Origin of the sequence: Rhizobium sp. C104 (assembly GCF_022354505.1) — a bacterium.
GTDB classification, from domain to species: domain Bacteria; phylum Pseudomonadota; class Alphaproteobacteria; order Rhizobiales; family Rhizobiaceae; genus Rhizobium; species Rhizobium redzepovicii.
In genome coordinates this window covers 3082388-3101005 of the sequence record NZ_CP092348.1, presented here as the reverse complement: position 1 = coordinate 3101005, position 18618 = coordinate 3082388, and the positions used below count along the sequence as shown (strand labels likewise).

At 62.3% G+C, this 18618-nt stretch carries 16 protein-coding genes, 1 tRNA gene, 1 pseudogene and 1 riboswitch; of the genes and pseudogenes, 13 read left to right on the top strand and 5 right to left on the bottom strand.

Annotated features, from left to right (window positions below):
• Nucleotides 1-12 precede the first annotated feature (12 nt).
• The 6 genes from MF410_RS16500 to phoB all read left to right on the top strand — a co-directional run bounded on the left by MF410_RS16500 (nucleotide 13) and on the right by phoB (nucleotide 6426).
• Nucleotides 13-1047: a substrate-binding domain-containing protein gene (locus tag MF410_RS16500; protein WP_097624769.1), complete on the top strand. Its 1035-nt coding sequence runs from the start codon at nucleotides 13-15 to the stop codon at nucleotides 1045-1047.
• Nucleotides 1048-1215: 168 nt separating this feature from the next.
• Nucleotides 1216-2697: a phosphate ABC transporter permease subunit PstC gene (pstC, locus tag MF410_RS16495; RefSeq protein WP_097624770.1), complete on the top strand. Its 1482-nt coding sequence runs from the start codon at nucleotides 1216-1218 to the stop codon at nucleotides 2695-2697.
• The gene (gene pstA, locus MF410_RS16490; protein WP_097624771.1) at nucleotides 2694-4016 is read left to right on the top strand and encodes a phosphate ABC transporter permease PstA; all 1323 of its coding nucleotides are present in this window, start codon (nucleotides 2694-2696) and stop codon (nucleotides 4014-4016) included. The genes pstC and pstA overlap by 4 nt, the downstream gene beginning before the upstream one ends.
• Before the next feature lie 15 nt (nucleotides 4017-4031).
• Complete coding sequence (gene pstB / locus MF410_RS16485) at nucleotides 4032-4847, top strand: phosphate ABC transporter ATP-binding protein PstB (protein WP_049732262.1); 816 nt, start codon at nucleotides 4032-4034, stop codon at nucleotides 4845-4847.
• Between the two features lie 44 nt (nucleotides 4848-4891).
• A complete protein-coding gene (gene phoU, locus MF410_RS16480) occupies nucleotides 4892-5605 on the top strand; it encodes a phosphate signaling complex protein PhoU (RefSeq protein WP_025415264.1) in 714 nt (237 codons plus the stop codon).
• Nucleotides 5606-5742: 137 nt separating this feature from the next.
• Complete coding sequence (gene phoB / locus MF410_RS16475) at nucleotides 5743-6426, top strand: phosphate regulon transcriptional regulator PhoB (RefSeq protein WP_003570612.1); 684 nt, start codon at nucleotides 5743-5745, stop codon at nucleotides 6424-6426.
• 277 nt (nucleotides 6427-6703) lie between these two features.
• Here the strand turns inward: phoB and MF410_RS16470 are convergent.
• Nucleotides 6704-7236: pseudogene (locus MF410_RS16470) on the bottom strand (GcrA family cell cycle regulator).
• Nucleotides 7237-7661: 425 nt separating this feature from the next.
• Here MF410_RS16470 and MF410_RS16465 point away from each other — a divergent pair.
• The 4 genes from MF410_RS16465 to MF410_RS16450 all read left to right on the top strand — a co-directional run bounded on the left by MF410_RS16465 (nucleotide 7662) and on the right by MF410_RS16450 (nucleotide 11597).
• Nucleotides 7662-8861 carry an aspartate aminotransferase family protein gene (locus tag MF410_RS16465; protein WP_097624773.1) on the top strand — a complete coding sequence of 400 codons (1200 nt, stop codon included), beginning with the start codon at nucleotides 7662-7664 and terminating at the stop codon, nucleotides 8859-8861.
• Between the two features lie 36 nt (nucleotides 8862-8897).
• Complete coding sequence (gene argF / locus MF410_RS16460; RefSeq protein ID WP_003588772.1) at nucleotides 8898-9812, top strand: ornithine carbamoyltransferase; 915 nt, start codon at nucleotides 8898-8900, stop codon at nucleotides 9810-9812.
• Nucleotides 9813-9899: 87 nt separating this feature from the next.
• Entirely contained in the window at nucleotides 9900-10892 is a 993-nt protein-coding gene (locus MF410_RS16455; protein ID WP_097624774.1) for an Hsp33 family molecular chaperone, read from the top strand.
• 117 nt (nucleotides 10893-11009) lie between these two features.
• Entirely contained in the window at nucleotides 11010-11597 is a 588-nt protein-coding gene (locus MF410_RS16450) for a hypothetical protein (RefSeq protein ID WP_165503938.1), read from the top strand.
• A gap of 182 nt (nucleotides 11598-11779) precedes the next feature.
• Here the strand turns inward: MF410_RS16450 and apaG are convergent, their stop codons facing one another.
• Nucleotides 11780-12172 (bottom strand): Co2+/Mg2+ efflux protein ApaG, encoded by a 393-nt coding sequence (gene apaG, locus MF410_RS16445; RefSeq protein WP_003588769.1) that lies wholly within the window; start codon nucleotides 12170-12172, stop codon nucleotides 11780-11782.
• Between the two features lie 252 nt (nucleotides 12173-12424).
• Nucleotides 12425-13609, bottom strand: a complete 1185-nt coding sequence (locus MF410_RS16440; protein WP_097624775.1) for an O-succinylhomoserine sulfhydrylase — start codon at nucleotides 13607-13609, stop codon at nucleotides 12425-12427.
• 42 nt (nucleotides 13610-13651) lie between these two features.
• Nucleotides 13652-13730, bottom strand: a riboswitch (SAM riboswitch).
• Nucleotides 13731-13803: 73 nt separating this feature from the next.
• Between MF410_RS16440 and MF410_RS16435 the strand changes: the two genes are divergently transcribed.
• Together MF410_RS16435 and MF410_RS16430 are read left to right on the top strand one after the other, a co-directional pair.
• Nucleotides 13804-14898, top strand: a complete 1095-nt coding sequence (locus tag MF410_RS16435; RefSeq protein ID WP_239619893.1) for a 2'-deoxycytidine 5'-triphosphate deaminase — start codon at nucleotides 13804-13806, stop codon at nucleotides 14896-14898.
• A 58-nt stretch (nucleotides 14899-14956) separates the two neighbouring features.
• Nucleotides 14957-15030, top strand: a tRNA-Gly gene (locus MF410_RS16430).
• Between the two features lie 22 nt (nucleotides 15031-15052).
• Here MF410_RS16430 and MF410_RS16425 read toward each other — a convergent pair.
• A complete protein-coding gene (locus MF410_RS16425) occupies nucleotides 15053-15331 on the bottom strand; it encodes a hypothetical protein (RefSeq protein ID WP_097624856.1) in 279 nt (92 codons plus the stop codon).
• Nucleotides 15332-15694: 363 nt separating this feature from the next.
• Between MF410_RS16425 and MF410_RS16420 the strand changes: the two genes are divergently transcribed.
• Complete coding sequence (locus tag MF410_RS16420) at nucleotides 15695-16078, top strand: VOC family protein (protein WP_097624776.1); 384 nt, start codon at nucleotides 15695-15697, stop codon at nucleotides 16076-16078.
• Nucleotides 16079-16441: 363 nt separating this feature from the next.
• On the opposite strand, the gene MF410_RS16415 is transcribed toward MF410_RS16420, so the two are convergent.
• The gene (locus tag MF410_RS16415; RefSeq protein ID WP_097624777.1) at nucleotides 16442-18448 is read right to left on the bottom strand and encodes a methyl-accepting chemotaxis protein; all 2007 of its coding nucleotides are present in this window, start codon (nucleotides 18446-18448) and stop codon (nucleotides 16442-16444) included.
• Between the last annotated feature and the right edge of the window lie 170 nt (nucleotides 18449-18618).

Below are 18618 nucleotides of genomic sequence, written 5' to 3'. Positions count from 1 at the left end.
GGGAGATTTCTAATGAACACCTTCAAGCTCACCGTTGCCGCGCTCGCTGCAACCGCCGCTTTCGCTGGCGCTGCCGTCGCCCGCGACCAGATTCAGGTTGCTGGTTCGTCCACCGTCCTGCCTTACGCAAAGATCGTTGCCGAGTCCTTCGGCGAAACCTTCACCAACTTCAAGACGCCGGTCGTTGAATCCGGCGGCACGGGCGCTGGTTTGAAGGAATTCTGCAAGGGCGTTGGCGAAGACACCATCGACATTGCAAACGCTTCGCGTCCGATCAACAAGAACGAAGCCGAAGCCTGCAAGGCTGCCGGCGTGACGGACATTCAGGAAGTCAAGATCGGTTATGACGGCATCGTCTTCGCAACCGACTCGTCCAACCCGGATGTCGCCTACGTTCCCGCAGACATCTACAAGGCCCTCGCAGCCCAGGTCGTCGTCGACGGCAAGCTCGTCGCCAACCCCTACAAGAAGTGGTCGGACGTCAACCCGAAGCTTCCGGCTGTTGATATCGCTGCCTATATCCCGGGTGAAAAGCACGGCACCCGCGAAGTCTTCGAACAGAACGTCCTCGCTGCCGGCTGCAAGGCCTCTGGCGCACTCGACGTGATCGCCAAGGAAATCGCCGACAAGGCCGCTCAGACGAAGGCCTGCGTCGCAGTCCGCAAGGACGGCGCTGCTGTCGACATTGACGGCGACTATCCGGAAACGCTCGCCCGCATCGCCGCCAACAAGACCGGCGTCGGCGTATTCGGCCTTTCCTTCTATGAAAACAATGCTGACAAGCTCAAGGTTGCCAGCATGAGCGGTATCGTTCCCTCCACGGAAACGATCGCCAACGGCACCTACCCGGTTTCCCGCCCGCTGTTCTTCTACGTCAAGAAGGCACATCTCGGCGCCGTTCCGGGCCTGAAGGAATACGTCAACTTCTTCGTATCCGACCAGATGATCGGCCCCGACAGCCCGCTCGTCGAATACGGCCTGGTTGCCGCTCCGGATGCCGAGCGTGACGCGATCCGCAAGGACGTCGAAGCCGGCAAATCTATGTGATGACTTTGCCGGCGCGGCGCTGCAAAGCCCGCGCCGGCATTGCCTTTTCCCTTTGCGCGCCGGCGTTTCCGGTGCTGCAGGGTTGAATTCATTCCGCATGATTGGAAGCTGAAGGCAGGCTGATGAGGCTGCCGGGCTTTGGGGGCTACGGGCCTGGGGACGTAACGAATGAGCACATCCATCATACTTTTGTGCCTTGTGGTGATCGGCGCCGCCGCCTATCTGGTCGCGCGCAGCCGGGCCTCAGCACTTGCCGGAGGCAGATCCTCCGCATTGCATTCACGGCCGGCCTATTACGGCGCCTATGCGGCGATCTGGGCGGTTCTTCCCGCCCTCATCGTGCTTTGCGTCTGGCTTTCTGTCAGCCCCGGCATCATCCAGACCTCGGTTCGCAGTGGCTTCCCTGCCGACGTCAAGGCGCAAGCCGCCGTCGAGCAGGATCTCGGCTATTCGATGGTGGCAACCGTTGCCCGCGGCCTGACGATGCTGAGCGCGGATGAAACCGCAACGGTCGCCGGCGATCCGGCCGCCCTGCAGGCCAAGCTCAGCGAGAAGGGCGTGCCGCTTGCCGGCCAGCCGCAGCCTTACATGCTCGACGCCGCCAAAAAGCTCAACACCATGAGCATGACGAGCCGCCTCGCCATGACGGCGGTGGTCTTTGTTCTCGCTGTTGCCGGCGCCTTCTATGCGCTGCGCGCGATTGCGCCCCGCTTCCGCGCCCGCAACCGGGTCGAGCGCGTCATGCTCTGGGGCCTGCTGCTCGCCTCTTCGATCGCCATCCTGACGACGATCGGCATCGTGCTTTCCATGCTGTCGGAAGCAGCACGCTTCTTTGCCGTCGTTCCTGCCGCCGACTTCTTCTTCGGCACCGTCTGGGATCCGCGTTTTGCCGGTGCCGGCAGCTCGTCCTTCGGCCAGTTCGGCCTCATCCCGCTGCTGCTCGGCACGCTTTATATCGGCCTGGTCGCCATGCTGGTCGCCGTTCCCGTTGGCCTCTTCGCCGCCATCTACATGGCCGAATACGCCTCGCCGAAGCTGCGCGGGGTCGCAAAGCCGCTGCTCGAAGTGCTCGCCGGCATTCCGACGATCGTCTACGGCTTCTTCGCCCTTGTCACCGTCGGCCCGTTCCTGCGCGATTTCTCCGCTCAGATCAGCGGCCTGCTCTCCGGCAGCTACACCAACTTCATCCAGGCGCAGAGCGTCCTGACCGCCGGCATCGTCATGGGCATCATGCTGATCCCCTATGTCTCCTCGCTGTCGGACGACATCATCACCGCCGTGCCGCGGGCGCTGCGTGACGGTTCGCTCGGTCTCGGCGCCACACGCTCCGAAACCATCAAGAAAGTGGTCTTGCCGGCCGCTCTGCCAGGCATCGTCGGCGCATTGCTGATGACGGCCTCGCGCGCCATCGGCGAAACCATGATCGTCGTGCTGGCCGCCGGTGTCGCCGCCCGCATCCAGATCAACCCCTTCGAGCCGATGACGACGGTGACCGTCAAGATCGTCAACCAGCTGACGGGTGACCTTGAGTTCACCTCGCCGCAGACGCTGGTTGCCTTTGCCCTCGGCATCACCCTGTTCTGCATCACACTTTGCCTCAACATCTATGCGCTCTACATCGTGCGCAAATACCGGGAGCAATACGAATGACGGATATTGTTTCTCCCACAACAGGCGTCACCATCTCCAAGGCGCCGGCGCGCCGCGATATCGGCATCAAGCGCCGCTACGCCGCCGAGCGCCGGTTCCAGGCCTATGGCATCGCCGCCATCAGCTTCGGTCTCGTCTTCCTGTTCATCCTCCTGTGGACGGTGATCGGCAAAGGCTACACCGCCTTCCAGCAGACGGCGATCACCCTGCCGATCGAATTCTCCGAGAAGATGATCGACCCGAGCAACAAGCGTGCGACCGACCCTTCGGTGCTGGTTGCCGCCAATTATCCGGTTCTGCTGCGCGATGCGATCGTCAAGCAACTGAACATCAACGCCTCGAGCAAGCCTGACGTGCGCGATGCATCCGCCATGCTTTCCAAGAGTGCGCCGATCCAGCTGCGCGACATGGTCGTCGCCGACCCGTCGATCATCGGCAAGAGCGTCAATGTCACCGTGCTCGCCGACGCCAATGTCGACAGCGCCAACAAGGGCCAGATCGACCTCTCGGTCGATGAAAAGAACCGCAAGGTCAACGACAAGCAGGTTGGCTGGATGAACGAGCTGAAGGCGAGCGGCGCTCTGCACAAGCAGTTCAACACCGGCCTCTTCGTCAACGGCAATTCCAGCCGTCCGGAGGCCGCGGGTCTTGGCGTCGCCCTCATCGGCTCGCTCTACCTGATGCTGATCGTGCTGGTGCTGGCGCTGCCGATCGGCGTTGCCGCCTCGATCTATCTCGAGGAGTTTGCGCCGAAGAACCGACTGACGGATCTGATCGAGGTCAACATCAACAACCTCGCCGCCGTCCCTTCGATCGTCTATGGTCTGCTCGGCCTTTCCGTCTTCATCAACTTCGTCGGCCTGCCGCGTTCGGCCTCGCTGGTCGGCGGCCTGGTGCTGACGCTGATGACCCTGCCGACGATCATCATCGCGACGCGCGCCGCGCTGCGCGCCGTGCCGCCGTCGATCCGCGCCGCAGCGCTTGGCCTCGGGGCCTCGAAGATGCAGATGGTATTCCACCATGTTCTGCCGCTCGCCATGCCCGGCATCCTCACCGGCACGATCATCGGCCTGGCGCATGCGCTCGGCGAAACCGCGCCGCTGCTCTTGATCGGCATGGTCGCCTTCGTCGCCAACGCGCCGACGACACCGCTCGATCCCTCGACGGCTCTGCCGGTGCAGGTCTATATGTGGGCGAACGAGGCCGAACGTGCCTTCGTCGAGCGTACTTCGGGTGCCATCATCGTCCTGCTCCTGTTCCTGATCGTCATGAACATGGGCGCCATCCTCTTGCGTCGTCGCTTCGAGCGCCGCTGGTAAACGGAGTTAAACATCATGAATATGTTGACGGAAGCTGCAGTTGAAAAGGCGCTGGATCAGAAGATGAGCAACGTCCCGTATAAGATGATCGGTCAGGATGTCTCGGTTTACTACGGCGAGAAGCGCGCGCTTTTCGATGTGAACCTGAACATCCGCGAAAACACCGTAACCGCGCTGATCGGCCCGTCCGGCTGCGGCAAGTCGACCTTTCTGCGGAGCCTCAACCGCATGAACGACACGATTGACGGCTGCCGCGTCGCCGGCAAGATCACCCTGGACGGCGACGATATCTATGATCCCGATATCGACGTCGTCGAACTTCGCGCCCGCGTCGGCATGGTTTTCCAGAAGCCGAACCCGTTCCCGAAAACGATTTACGAAAACGTCTCCTACGGCCCGCGCATCCATGGCCTGGCCAAGTCGAAGGCCGATCTCGACCAGATTGTCGAGACCAGCCTGCAGCGAGCCGGCCTCTGGAACGAGGTCAAGGACCGGGTGCATGAATCCGGCACCGGCCTCTCCGGCGGCCAACAGCAGCGTCTCTGCATTGCGCGTGCCGTCGCCGTCAGCCCTGAAGTCATCCTGATGGACGAGCCCTGCTCGGCGCTCGACCCGATTGCCACCGCCAAGGTAGAGGAGCTGATCCACGAACTGCGTGAGAATTATACGATCGTCATCGTCACCCACTCCATGCAGCAGGCCGCGCGCGTCTCGCAGCGCACCGCCATGTTCCACCTCGGCAATCTGGTCGAGGAGAACGACACCGACAAGATGTTCACCAATCCCGACGATCCGCGCACCCAGGACTACATCATGGGTCGCTTCGGCTGATTTTGGCGTCACCAAGCCTTCCCGTTATTCGAGGATAAAGCCCCATGGCATCGACACATATTTATTCTGCCTATGATGATGATCTGAAGTTCCTGTCCAGGCGGATTTCCGAAATGGGCGGCCTGGCCGAGCAGATGGTCGCCGAATCCGTCCGGGCGCTGGTCAACGGCGATACCGCGCTGGCCCAGAAGGTGATTTCCGACGACGTGATCCTCGATCACGCCGAGCGCGAAATCGGCGACAAGGCGATCGTCACCATCGCCCGCCGTCAGCCGATGGCTTCGGACCTGCGCGAAATCATGGGTTCGATCCGCATCGCCGCCGATCTCGAACGCGTCGGCGACCTCGGCAAGAACACCGCCAAGCGCGTCATCGCCGTGCAGAGTACCGGCGTCCCGCGCAAGCTCGCCCGCGGTCTCGAGCATCTGTCCGAGCTGGCGCTCGTCCAGCTCAAGGAAGTGCTCGACGTCTACACGACACGCGCCGCCGACAAGGCGAGTGCGATCCGCGAGCGCGACAACGAGATCGACGCGATGTACACCTCGCTGTTCCGCGAGCTGTTGACCTACATGATGGAAGATCCGCGCAACATCACCAGCTGCACGCATCTTCTCTTCTGCGCCAAGAACATCGAGCGCATCGGCGATCACGCCACCAACATCGCCGAGACCATTTATTACATGGCGACCGGAGCACAGCCGGAAGGCGACCGTCCGAAGGACGACAGCGCCAACACCGTCGGCGCGGTCACGGAATAACCGCCTAAACCAGACGATTGCGCGCGCGCCCATGTGGGGCGCGCGAAAAGGTCGCAGCCAATTTTTATGAATTTGCGCAGGATGCATTGCTTAAATCACCCCCGGTTTAAGGATCATGCGCGAGGAGACCGACACGCATGATCCCGAGAGTTGCAGTTGTTGAAGACGAGGAAGCCCTGAGCGTGCTTCTTCGCTACAATCTCGAAGCTGAGGGCTTCGAGGTCGATACCATCCTTCGTGGCGACGAGGCCGAAATCAGGCTTCAGGAGCGCACGCCCGACCTTCTTATCCTCGACTGGATGCTGCCCGGCGTCTCCGGCATCGAACTTTGCCGGCGACTGCGCATGCGACCGGAAACCGAGCGCCTGCCGATCATCATGCTGACGGCGCGCGGTGAGGAGAGCGAGCGCGTCCGCGGATTGTCGACGGGCGCCGACGATTATGTCGTCAAGCCTTTCTCGACCCCGGAACTCGTCGCCCGCGTCAAGGCGATGCTGCGCCGCGCCCGCCCCGAGGTGTTGTCGACCGTGCTGAAATGCGGCGATATCGAACTCGACCGCGAAACCCACCGCGTCCACCGCAAGAGCCGCGAAGTCCGCCTCGGCCCCACCGAATTCCGCCTCTTGGAATTCCTGATGTCGTCGCCCGGCCGGGTCTTCTCCCGCTCGCAGCTCCTCGACGGCGTCTGGGGCCACGACATCTATGTCGACGAACGCACCGTCGACGTCCATGTCGGCCGCCTGCGCAAGGCGTTGAACTTCTCCAACATGCAAGACGTCATCCGCACCGTCCGCGGCGCCGGCTATTCGATGGAAGCCTGAGGGGTTTCCATCTTTTGTGCCGGTGTCGGCCCCTCACTCTAACCCGACCGGGGTCGAGCCACTCGTCTCGACCCGTCCTTCGGACCCCCTTAAACGGGGCGAGGAGACGTGTCCTACGTGACGTTGGAGAGGGACCGAGAGGTCGCGGCATATCCCCTTCGCCGCGCAAGCGGGGAGAAGGTGCCGGCAGGCGGATGAGGGGCAGCCACACCCAGCCCACTCGCATAAAAAAACGGGCCACTCGGCCCGTTTTCGAATTCTCTGCAATGTCGCCCGCTCAGCTCGCCCGCGCGGCCGCGCGGCGGCGTTCGTTCACCGGCTGGTAGGCTAGCTTCTGGTGATAGCTGCAATAGGGCGAGTTGTCGGGGATTCGCAGCCGCAGAAGTGGAAGTCGTCCTTCAGCGGATCGCCGACCGGCCATTTGCAGGTGCGTTCGGTCAGTTCCGTCAGGCCGAGGCGGCGCGAGATCGGCACGACCACGTTGCCCTTCGGCACGTATTCCATTTCCTCGACCGTTTCGATCTCGATCTCTTCCTTCAGCATCGTCGCGCCCTGCTGGCGGGTAACGGTGCGGGTAGCGATCCGCGAGGCGTAGTTCGGTGCGCGCGGTGCCGATGTATTGCGTTTCGGCGTGCGCGCCGCGGCGGCCGTGCCGCCGGCCTTGGCGCGGCCGGGAAGGCTCAGCCGGTGAACCTTGCCGATCACAGCGTTTCTGCTGACACCGCCAAGTTGCGCCGCGATCTGGCTGGCGCTCAGTCCTTCGGCCCAGAGCTTCTTGAGTTTCTCGACCCGCTCGTCTGTCCAGTTCATGCCCTGTCTCCACCTTTTGCGTTGGTGATGGCAGAATCCCTCACCGTTGTCCCGGAAGCCTCCGAAACAAGAAACGCTTGATCAATTTTGGTGACTAGTTCCGCCGCATGCAGTCTAGTAATTGAACTTTAACCTAGTGTGAGCCTGACTCCGTGACAAGAGTCGCATGAATCCGGATGAATCGAATTCGGAGTTTTCCCCAACTTGCTTCCGCTGCGTGGCATTTCTGCAATATTGCCTGTTGAAGGCCGAAAACACCGCTGTACAAGCTTGCTGCATGCGCTAAGGGCGCAGTTTTGTTGACATTGCAGCGCGAAAAGGAAATAGTACCGCTGGCCGCCGCAAGGCGGCATTTTTGATTTTTCGGGCCTGGTTTTCTTAGCCGGAGTCCCATGTTTGACAACGCTGATCGGGAGACCCGCGCCATGGCTGAAGCCGCGCCGCTTTATGACACCTATTCTCGTGCCCCACTGCGGTTCGAGCGAGGCGAGGGCGTATGGCTGATCACCGAAGGCGGCGAGCGTTATCTCGATTTCGGCGCCGGCGTCGCCGTCACCTCGGTCGGCCATAGCAACCCGCATGTGGTTGGGGCGCTGAAGGAACAGGCCGACAAGGTCTGGCACCTCTCCAACATCTATGAGATCCCCGGCCAGGAGCGCCTCGCGAAGCGGCTGACGGACGCCACCTTCGCCGACAAGGTGTTCTTCACCAATTCAGGCGCCGAGGCGCTGGAATGCGCGATCAAGACGGCGCGCCGCTACCAGTTTTCCAAGGGCCATCCCGAGCGCTTCCATATCATCACCTTCGAAGGCGCTTTCCATGGGCGCACGCTCGCGACCATCGCTGCCGGCGGCCAGGAGAAATACCTCGAAGGCTTCGGCCCCAAGGCGCCGGGCTTCGATCAGGTGGCCTTCGGCGACATCGAAGCCGTCCGCGCCGCCATCACCGATGCGACGGCTGGAATTCTCATCGAGCCCGTGCAGGGCGAAGGCGGCGTCCGCCCGGCCACGCCTGAGTTCATGAAGGCGCTTCGCCAGCTCTGCGACGAAAACGGCCTGCTGCTGATCCTCGACGAGGTCCAGACCGGCGTCGGCCGCACCGGCAAGCTCTTTGCTCATGAATGGTCGGGCATCACGCCCGATATCATGGCGGTCGCCAAGGGCATTGGCGGCGGTTTCCCGCTCGGGGCCTGCCTTGCGACCGCTGAGGCCGCCTCCGGGATGAAGGCCGGCACGCACGGCTCGACCTATGGCGGCAATCCGCTCGCAATGGCCGTCGGCGGTGCCGTGCTCGACATCATCCTCGCCGATGGCTTCCTCCAGCAGGTGCGCGACGTAGCACTCGTCTTCCGTCAGGGACTGGCCTCGCTGAAGGACCGCTATCCCGATGTGATCGAGGATATCAGAGGCGAGGGGCTGCTGCTCGGCGTCAAGGCGGCGGTTCCTTCAGCCGAACTGCTGCAGGCGATCCGCGCCGCGCATCTGCTCGGCGTGCCCGCCGGCGACAACGTCATCCGCCTTCTTCCGCCCCTCGTCGTCACCGCCGAGGAAGCCCGCGAGGGCCTTGCCCGCATCGAGCGCGCCGCCGAGAGCATCCGCGCCTCCAAGGTCAAGAAGACGGCTTGAAAGGATTGCGCCTGCGGGCGCACGACAGGTAAGAACATGGCTCCTAAACATTTCCTCGACCTTTCGGCGGTCACCTCAGCCGACCTCAGAACCATCATGAACGATGCGCTCGCCCGCAAGCAGGCCTTCAAGGCCGGCAAGGGCGACAAGCCGCTCGCCGGCAAGATGCTGGCGATGATTTTCGAAAAGCCGTCGACCCGCACCCGCGTCTCCTTCGATGTCGGCATGCGCCAGCTCGGCGGTGAAACGCTGTTTCTATCAGGCACCGAGATGCAGCTCGGCCGCGCCGAGACGATCGGCGACACCGCCAAGGTGCTGTCGCGTTATGTCGATGCGATCATGATCCGCACCACCGAACATTCCAGGCTGAAGGAGCTTGCCGAGCATGCGACCGTGCCGGTGATCAATGCGCTGACGGATGACACCCATCCCTGCCAGATCATGGCCGATATCATGACGTTCGAAGAGCACCGCGGCCCGATCAAGGGCAAGACCATCGCCTGGACCGGCGACGGCAACAATGTGCTGCATTCGCTGGTCGAAGGGGCGGCGCGTTTCGGCTACCGCATGAACATGGCCGTGCCCCTTGGTTCGGAGCCCAAGGATCACTATCTGAACTGGGCCCGCAATGAGGGCGCCGAAATCATGCTCTGCCATGATGCCGACCGTGCGGTCGACGGCGTCGATTGCGTGGTGACCGATACCTGGGTCTCCATGAATCAGGAACATCGGGCCCGGGGTCACAACGTCTTCCAGCCTTATCAGGTCAACGCGGCCTTGATGGCCAAGGCCGGCAGCGATGCATTGTTCATGCATTGCCTGCCCGCGCATCGCGGCGAGGAAGTGACGGACGAGGTGATCGACGGCCCGCAATCCGTGGTCTTCGATGAGGCGGAAAACCGTCTTCATGCGCAGAAGTCGATTCTTGCTTGGTGCCTGGGCGCGATCTGAACCACAATCGGACGCCGCGTGTGAAAACGCGCGGCCGCGCGAGCGAAGGGCACCCTGTCCTTTCGCTTGAAAACTAGGAGTGAATCCATGGCAGAAGCTGCAACCGCCCTCGGCCAGTTCGATTTCGCCGGCGATGACCATGTCGTCCCCTTCCAGGTGGAGGGTCTGGATGTGCGCGGCCGCGCCGTCCAGCTCGGCCCGATGCTCGACGCGATCCTCGAGCGCCATCATTATCCCGCACCCGTCGCCCGGTTGCTTGCCGAAGTCGTGGTGCTGACGGTGCTGCTCGGCACCTCGCTGAAGTTCGACGGCAAGTTCACCGTGCAGACCAAGGGCGATGGCCCGGTCGATCTTCTCGTCGCCGATTTCTCGACGCCGGAAAATGTCCGCGCCTATGCCCGTTTCGATCAGGCGTTGCTCAACAAGGCCATTGAAGCTGGGGAAACCGAGCCGGAGCAGCTGCTCGGCCGGGGCGTGCTCGCCTTCACCATCGATCAGGGCAAGTTCGGCCAGCCCTACCAGGGCATCGTCGAACTCGACGGCACCTCGCTCGAGGACATCGCCGGCGTCTATTTCCGCCAGTCGGAGCAGATCCCGACGCGCGTACGCCTGGCCGCGGCCGAGCTCTTCGACCGCGACGATGCCGGCAAACCACGCCATCGCTGGCGGGCAGGCGGCCTTGTCGCCCAGTTCCTGCCTGAGGCGCCGGAGCGCATGCGCCAGCCGGATCTCCACGGCGGCGACGGCGACACCGGCGGCCGCCCGCATGGTGAGGACGACGCCTGGACCGAAGCCCGATCGTTGGTCGAGACCATCGACGCCGATGAATTGACCGACCCGCTGGTTGGCACCGAGCGGCTGCTGTTTCGCCTGTTCCACGAACGCGGCGTCCGCGTCTACGAACCGCGGGCGGTCTTCGACCGCTGCAGCTGTTCGCGCGACAAGATCAAGGGCGTGCTGAAAGGCTTTACCGCCGAGGAGATCGAGGCCAGCCAGGAAGACGGAGAAATCGCAGTCACCTGTGAATTCTGCTCGACCACCTACCGCTTCGAGCCGGCCGAACTTCAGCCGGCCGAATAGGCTCGGTTGAGCACGCACAGAACGAATACGAAAGATTAGCGATGATGCAGCACGGTGACTCGACTTTCGGTAGTCACTGTGCACCAATTACCCAATTGGTTCGGGGATGGGGACTTCATGCGTATTTTTTATGTCGTAGTCGCACTCATGGCTGCGATGCCACGAATTGGCTTGGCTGATGATAAGGCAATCCAATGGAAAGAGGTCGGGGGCTGGACCGTGGCTGTCGACCCGACTTTAGACAATGGCTGTTTTGTTCTGACTTCCTTTGATGATGACACCATTTTTCGTCTTGGCTTCAATTTCCGAAAAAAGGACAAACCTCTGTACATTCTGCTTGGAAATCCGAACTGGAAATCCTTGGAGAAAGGTAAGCATTATCCCATCGAACTCTCGTTAGACCAGTCTCGATGGACGGCTGATGCGAGAGGTCTTGATCTCGATGGCCTCAAATCATTGTGGATCGATACCGACGATACCGACTTGATTGAGGAGTTCGCTGGTAAACTGAGTTTCCGCGCCCGCTTTAACGGAAAAGAGATTGTTGCCCTCGGTTTGAAAGATTCCGAGAGGGCAGCGGATGAGTTGCTCGCCTGCCAAAAGGCGGTAAACGATGCGGTCATGAAACAGCCGGGGCCGCCACAATCAAAAGATCCGTTCGAAGCAAAGCCAGGCACCCAAGCCTCGGATCTTTTTGACCTTTAGTTGATTGCTGACTGGGCAAGCCCGAGGATCCACGGCGGGGGGTACGGCGCCCATGTTGGTACTGACTGGAAGGCTGCAGCCGGCCGCGTCCGAGCGCAGTGATTGCCGCATGGGTCCTCGGGTCAAGCCCGAGGACCCATGCGGCAAGCACGGCGTTCGCGTTCGAACTGACAAGCAACCCGTCAGTTGAGCACGCGCAACAGCCCCGGTGAATCCAGCGAGAAAGCGGGGATGTCGACATCGAACATCTCGCCTTCATCCGTTTCCATCTGGTAATGGCCGAACATCAGCCCGGAGGGCGTGTCGAGCGGGCAGCCGGAGGAATATTCGTAGGTATCTCCAGGGCTGAGCCGCGGCTGTTCGCCGACGACGCCGGGGCCGGTCACCTCGTCCACCTGTCCGTTCTGGTCGGTGATATTCCAGTAGCGGTTGACCAGGCGAACCGCGATGGCGGAATTGTTGCTGATGACAATCCGGTAACCCCAGACATAGCGATCGTCTTCCGGATCGGATTGCTCCTCCAGATAGAATGGCTCGACGACGACTTCGATATCTTTTGTGAGGGCGCGATACATGCCTTGCACCTTAGTCAAGATATGTTACCCGTATCTTATAAGAGGCGCTGTCCGTCAAGAAACGGAACGTTGATCGTGACTAAAACGGTCCTGATCCAAGCTGTTTCGATTGTTAAGCCTAATTGACAGTGTTAATTTCACTTCCGAACGCCGGCACCGCCGAACTTGTTCCCCGGCCGGACCGCAGTGAGGTCCGGCCTATCACATCGTGGCGTGCCGAACCCCCGAGGGGTCCGGCCGCCATGGGTGGGATCAGGCCGAGACCTTGGCAAGCGCCTTGGCGAAATCCTCGATCAGATCGTCGGTATCCTCGATGCCGGCCGAAAGGCGGACCGTGCCCGGGGAAATGCCGAGTTCGGCGCGCGCCTCCTCCGTGAGGTTCTTGTGCGTCGTCGTCGCTGGATGGGTGATCAGGCTCTTGCTGTCGCCGAGATTGTTGGAAATCTTGATGATCTCGAGCGCGTTCTGCAGCGCGAAGGCCGCCTCCTTGCCACCCTTCAACTCGAAGGCGACGAGGGTCGAGCCGCCGGTCATCTGCTTGGCGATGATGTCGGCCTGCGGATGGTCCTTGCGGCCGGGATAGATCACCTTAGCGACCTTGCCTTGCTCGGCCAGGAAATCGGCGATCTTCGCCGCATTCTCGGTCTGCTGACGCACGCGCAGCGGCAGCGTTTCGATGCCCTTCAACAGCGTCCAGGCATTGAACGGCGACATGGCCGGGCCGGTATGGCGGAAATAGTCGTGCAGGTTCTCGTCGATCCATTCCTTGTCGGAAAGCACGACGCCGCCGAGGCAGCGGCCCTGGCCGTCAATATGCTTGGTGGCGGAATAAACGACGATATGGGCGCCAAGCTCCAGGGGCTTCTGGAAGAGCGGTGTCGCAAAGACGTTGTCGACAACGACCTTGGCGCCGATCTGGTTGGCGAGCTTGGCGACGCCTGCGATATCGATCACTTCGAGCGTCGGGTTGGTCGGGCTTTCCAGGAAGAACACTTTGGTCTTCGGCGTGATCGCCTTTTCCCAGTTCGCCAGATCCCGGCCGTCGATCAGCGTGCAGTCGATGCCGTATTTCGGCGCCAGCGTCTCGACGACCCAGCGGCAGGAGCCGAACAGGGCACGCGCAGCGACGATATGATCGCCTGATTTCAGCTGGCAGAGGATCGCCGCGCTGACGGCCGCCATGCCGGAAGCGGTGGCGCGGGCGTCTTCGGCGCCTTCGAGCATGCACATGCGCTTTTCGAACATGTCGTTGGTCGGGCTGCCGTAGCGGGCGTAGATGTAGCCGTCCGTCTCGCCCTTGAAGCGGGCTTCGGCCGCCTCCGACGTCTCATAGACGAAGCCCTGCGTGAGATAGATTGCCTCGGATGTTTCGCCATATTGCGAACGCAAGGTTCCGCCGTGGACGAGTTGGGTTGCCGGGCGCCAGGTCTTGCTCATGCCATCACCTTCACATAACAAAAAAACCGGCCGCAAAAGCAGACCGGTTTCAACCCGGTCTTTTTAGCCACTTGTTTAACGTGGCTGCAAGCCGACCGGCCAAATCACCACGGGATAATTCTGCAATACTGCTGTTAGCTGCTTGCGTCAATTCCCCGTATTTGGTTTTGTCGGCGGCAAATGATGGATGAGGCATGATGGCTCGTGAAACGGGAATTCTGGCGGACCGCGCGATCTCGGCGCTGTTCGAAACGGGGCGTCTGATCTCCGAACGGGAGCTGGACCGTGACCAGATCCAGCCGGCAAGCCTCGACCTGCGCTTGGGCGCCAAGGCTTTTCGCGTGCGCGCCAGCTTCATGCCCGGCCCCTCGCACCTGGTCTCGGACAAGCTCGACCGCCTTAGCCTGCATGTCATCGACCTTTCCGAAGGTGCGGTGCTCGAAACCGGCTGCGTCTATATCGTGCCGCTGATGGAGAGCTTGGCGCTGCCGGCCGACATGTCGGCCTCGGCCAATCCGAAGAGCTCGACCGGCAGGCTCGATATCTTCACCCGCGTCATCACCGATTACGCCCAGGAATTCGACAAGATCCCATCCGGCTATGCCGGCCCGCTCTATCTCGAAATCAGCCCACGCACCTTCCCGATCGTCGTGCGCCGCGGCTCGCGCTTGTCGCAGATCCGCTTCCGCGTCGGCCAGGCCCTGCTCGGCGAGCCGGAACTGTTGAAGCTGCATGAAAGCGAAACGCTGGTCGCCAGCAAACAGCCGAACGTCTCCGGCGGCGGCATCGCGCTGTCAATCGACCTTGCCGGAGATGAAGACGGCCTGATCGGCTATCGCGGCAAGCACCACACCGCCGTTGTCGACGTCGACAAGAAAGATCAGCACGACATCTTCGATTTCTGGGAGCCGCTCTATAGCCGCGGCCGCAACGAACTGATCCTCGATCCCGACGAGTTCTATATCCTCGTCTCGCGGGAGGCCGTGCACGTGCCGCCGGATTATGCCGCCGAAATGACCCCCTTCGATCCGCTGGTCGGCGAATTCCGCGTCCATTACGCCGGCTTCTTCGATCCGGGCTTCGGCCACGCACCGGCCGGCGGTCGCGGCAGCCGCGCCGTGCTCGAAGTGCGCAGCCACGAAGTGCCCTTCATCCTCGAAGACGGCCAGATCGTCGGCCGCCTGGTCTACGAGCACATGCAGGAAAAACCGACCAGCCTCTACGGCTCCGGACTCGGCTCCAACTACCAGGCCCAGGGCCTCGAACTCTCGAAACACTTCCGCATCTGAGAGATCGGTCCCGCGCGGCTTGACAGCGGCCCCCATCTGTTGGAAATCTCAGCGGATCGCGGGTGTAGCTCAATGGTAGAGCAGCAGCTTCCCAAGCTGAATACGAGGGTTCGATTCCCTTCACCCGCTCCAACTGCCTTTCCAGCGAACTTCTCTAATCCCCAAAAAACCGGATCGGCTTGTACCGGCGGTGCGCGATGATCAGGCTCCGGTCGGGCTGGATGATGTAGGTTTCTTCCACCTGCTGGCCATACTGGTCGATGAAATCATGCGGGAAGGCGGAGCCAGCAGGTGATTTGGTGAGCTTGCTGCGTGGCTGGCCGTTATAGGTGATGCTTCCCGGGATCGGCTCCAGGCCGGGGCCGCTATAGGTGGCGGTGCTGCACCCGGTGAGAATGAGGCTGCCGATCAAGCCGATGAGTGCGGGTTTCATGTCCATCCCTTCCGATGCGCCGAGGATGCGATCTTACTCCCGATCGGATCACGCTCGCCAGATGAAACGGCGTATCCGCCTTCAATCCTTCGAGAAACGCTGCTTGGGACGCCGTGATCGGGCGCGGGCTATTTCATTGCCGAAACCGGCGCCGTCTGCTAGATCGGCAGCGTCGAAAAAGGCAGGATCGGTTGAGGTAAGCCCGATCCCTTCCGTCAGAGCGTCACGAGCGCTCTCAAAGAAGCTCTGCTCCGTAGCCTATGGCAAGAGAACCCGCGACGTGATCTGCATCAGATGCGGGATCCCGGCGGCGTGCGGAGACGGCAAATTGCAGTCCCGGGATTTTTTTGAACGGAGACTGTCATGCGCCTGAACCATCTCGATTTTCACGTACCCGATATCGCTGAAACGGCGGACTTCTTCATCCGCCATTTCGGCCTGACGCTGAAGGATATGCGCGGCAACAACGGCCTCGCGATCCTGGAGGACGATACCGGCCTCGAAATCGTCCTCAGCCACGCCATCGCCAAGTTCGGCATTGCCGACCAGGTCGAACTGCAGCGCCAGACCTATCATATCGGCTTCATTCTGCCTGATAGGGCGGATGTCGATAGGGTTCACGCCGGGCTGGTTGCCGCCGGCGTGGAGCTCTCCGGCCCGCCGGCCGCTATGCGCGGCGGCTGGCTGTTTTATTGCACGGCGCCGGGGAATATCCTCGTGGAGGTTGGGTGGCGGCCGGCCAGGTAAACGCGGCGAAAGGAGGAGATGCCGCGGCCTTGCGATTGCCTCTTCTCCGGAGCGGGGGTCCGAAGGACGGGCGAGACCCGTGGCTCGCCCAGGCTGGTGCCCGTAGGGCGGATGAGGGGGCCGGCGAAGCCGGTCTTTTCATCGACGTCCATGCAGGCTTCGACAGTGGGATAGATTGTGACGGGAGGGCTTTCCGCGTAGCCCCCTCATCCGCCTGCCGGCACCTCTCCCCGAGGGGAGAAGAGACTTGTGGCTGCCGCTCAGTTCCTCGCTCACCTCTCACAAGGCAAATCGCCTACGGAAGGGTGAGGTGCAGCCATCGGCGCGAAACGCATAGCTGCACCTTGTGCCGAGATTTGCTGCTCAGAACTCCGTCCAGTCACCATCCTGGCCCTTCGGCGCGCTGTCGGTTGCGGCGAAGGCGTTGGCGAGGGTCTGGCCGAGGGCGCGGGCCGGCGAGGCGATCGGGCGGGCCGCACCTTCCCGCGCGACCCGGATCGCGGGTGCCTTGGCCACTGGGCGCGCGGCGGCGCGCGGTGCGGCTGCCGGCGGTCGGGCAGAGGAAATCGGCGCGGCAGCGGCGAAGCCGCCGGTGCCGGTCAGCTTGAACTGGCCGAGCAGGTTGTTCAGCGCCGTCGCTTCCGTCGCCAGGCTGTGGCTGGCGGCTGTCGACTGCTCGACCATGGCCGCGTTCTGCTGCGTACCCTGGTCCATGGTGTTGACGGCGGTGTTAATCTCCTGCAGCCCGATCGACTGTTCGCGCGAGGCTTCGGCGATGGCGTGGACGTGCTGGTTGATTTCCTGCACTTCCTGGACGATCGAATCGAGCGCCTTGCCGGTTTCGCCGACCAGCGAGACGCCGGTCTGCACATGTGTGCCGGAATTGGTGATCAGGTCCTTGATTTCCTTTGCCGCCTTGGCGGAGCGCTGGGCGAGCTCCCGCACTTCCTGGGCAACGACGGCAAAGCCCTTGCCGGCTTCGCCGGCACGCGCCGCTTCGACGCCGGCATTCAAGGCCAAGAGGTTGGTCTGGAAGGCGATATCGTCAATGACACCGATGATGTTGGAGATCTCGCCCGAAGACTTTTCGATCTGCTGCATGGCGGAGACGGCCTTGCGGACGATCTCGCCGGATTTTTCGGCGCCGAGGCGGGTGCGGGCGACGAGCTGGCTCGCCTCCTCGGCGCGCTTGGCGGCGTCGCGCACCGTCGTGGTGATCTCCTCCAGTGCTGCCGCCGTCTCTTCGACGGAGGCCGACTGCTGTTCCGTCCGCCGGGAAAGCTCGTCTGCGGAAGAGCGGATCTCGTTGGCACCGGCGCCGATCGCCCGGGCATTGGCGCCGACCGTATGCAGCGCCTCGTTGAGCTTCTCGACCGAATTGTTGAAATCCTCGCGCAGCGCGTCGAGATGGGCGACGAAAGGCTGGTCGATATGCGAGGCGAGATCGCCGGCGGCAAGGCGGCGCAGGCCGTCGCCGAGCGCGGTCACGGCGCCTTCGAGCTCCGCAGCTTCACGGGTCCGCTGCGCCTCGCGTTCGCGGCGCTCGCCGTCGCTAAGGTTGCGGTCGGCTTCGGCACGCGCCTCGATCCGCGCACGCTCGATCGCGTTGTCGCGGAAGATCGACACGGCCTTGGCCATCTGGCCGACTTCGTCGCCGCGGTCGAGGCCGCCGACCTCGCTTGCGGTATCGCCCTCGGCAAGCCGTGTCATGCGCAGGTTGAGCCTCGTCATCGGGCCGGCAATACCCATCTGGGCGACGACCACGCTGAAGCCGACCGCGAGCAGCACGGCGATGCCGATCAGAACGAGGCAGAAGACGATCCGCCCGTTGACCGAAGCCGAAAGCGCGTCGCCGCCGTCGTTGAGCATCGCCATCATCGCATCATTGTTGGCGATCATCTTCGGCGTCAGCGCATTGAGCTTGGCATTGATCAGAGCAACGCTCGCCTGCGCCCCGGCGCCGTCCTTGGCTTTGCTCTGCTCGATGATCTTGTTCGCCAGCGTTTCGATCTCATCGATGCCGGCCTGAATCTCGTCGATCGCCGGCTTGCGGCTCGGCACCAGCGCCAGCGCATCTTTCATCCGCTCACGGGCCTGCGGCAGCTTGCTCGGCGTGGCGAGCGTCGTCTGGAATGCCGGCGTATCCGGCTTCATGTCGGCAAGCAGGCTCACCTGCAGCACCGAGGCCACCACCGAGGCGCTGGCGCGCGCGCTCTGCATCGAGGCCAGCGCTTCATGATCGATGAAGGCGCTGTAGGCGGCGTCCGCACGGCGGAATTCGGCGACGACATAGACCAGCCCGGCCATCGTGATCAGCCCCAGCAGCGCCACGACCGATATGATTTTCGTGCGGATTTTCAGATGCTTCATGGAAATGTCACCCGGTTGACCGGGCGTCGCACGCCCGGTTCTTTGAAATCAATTGTTGCAAACAGAGCACTGCGTCGGTGTCGCGGCTCAGGGATTATTGCGGGGTTGACGCATGCATCATGCAATCGGCCGGCGGGTCCGTGTCGTCGTCACAAATAGAGGCGATATTC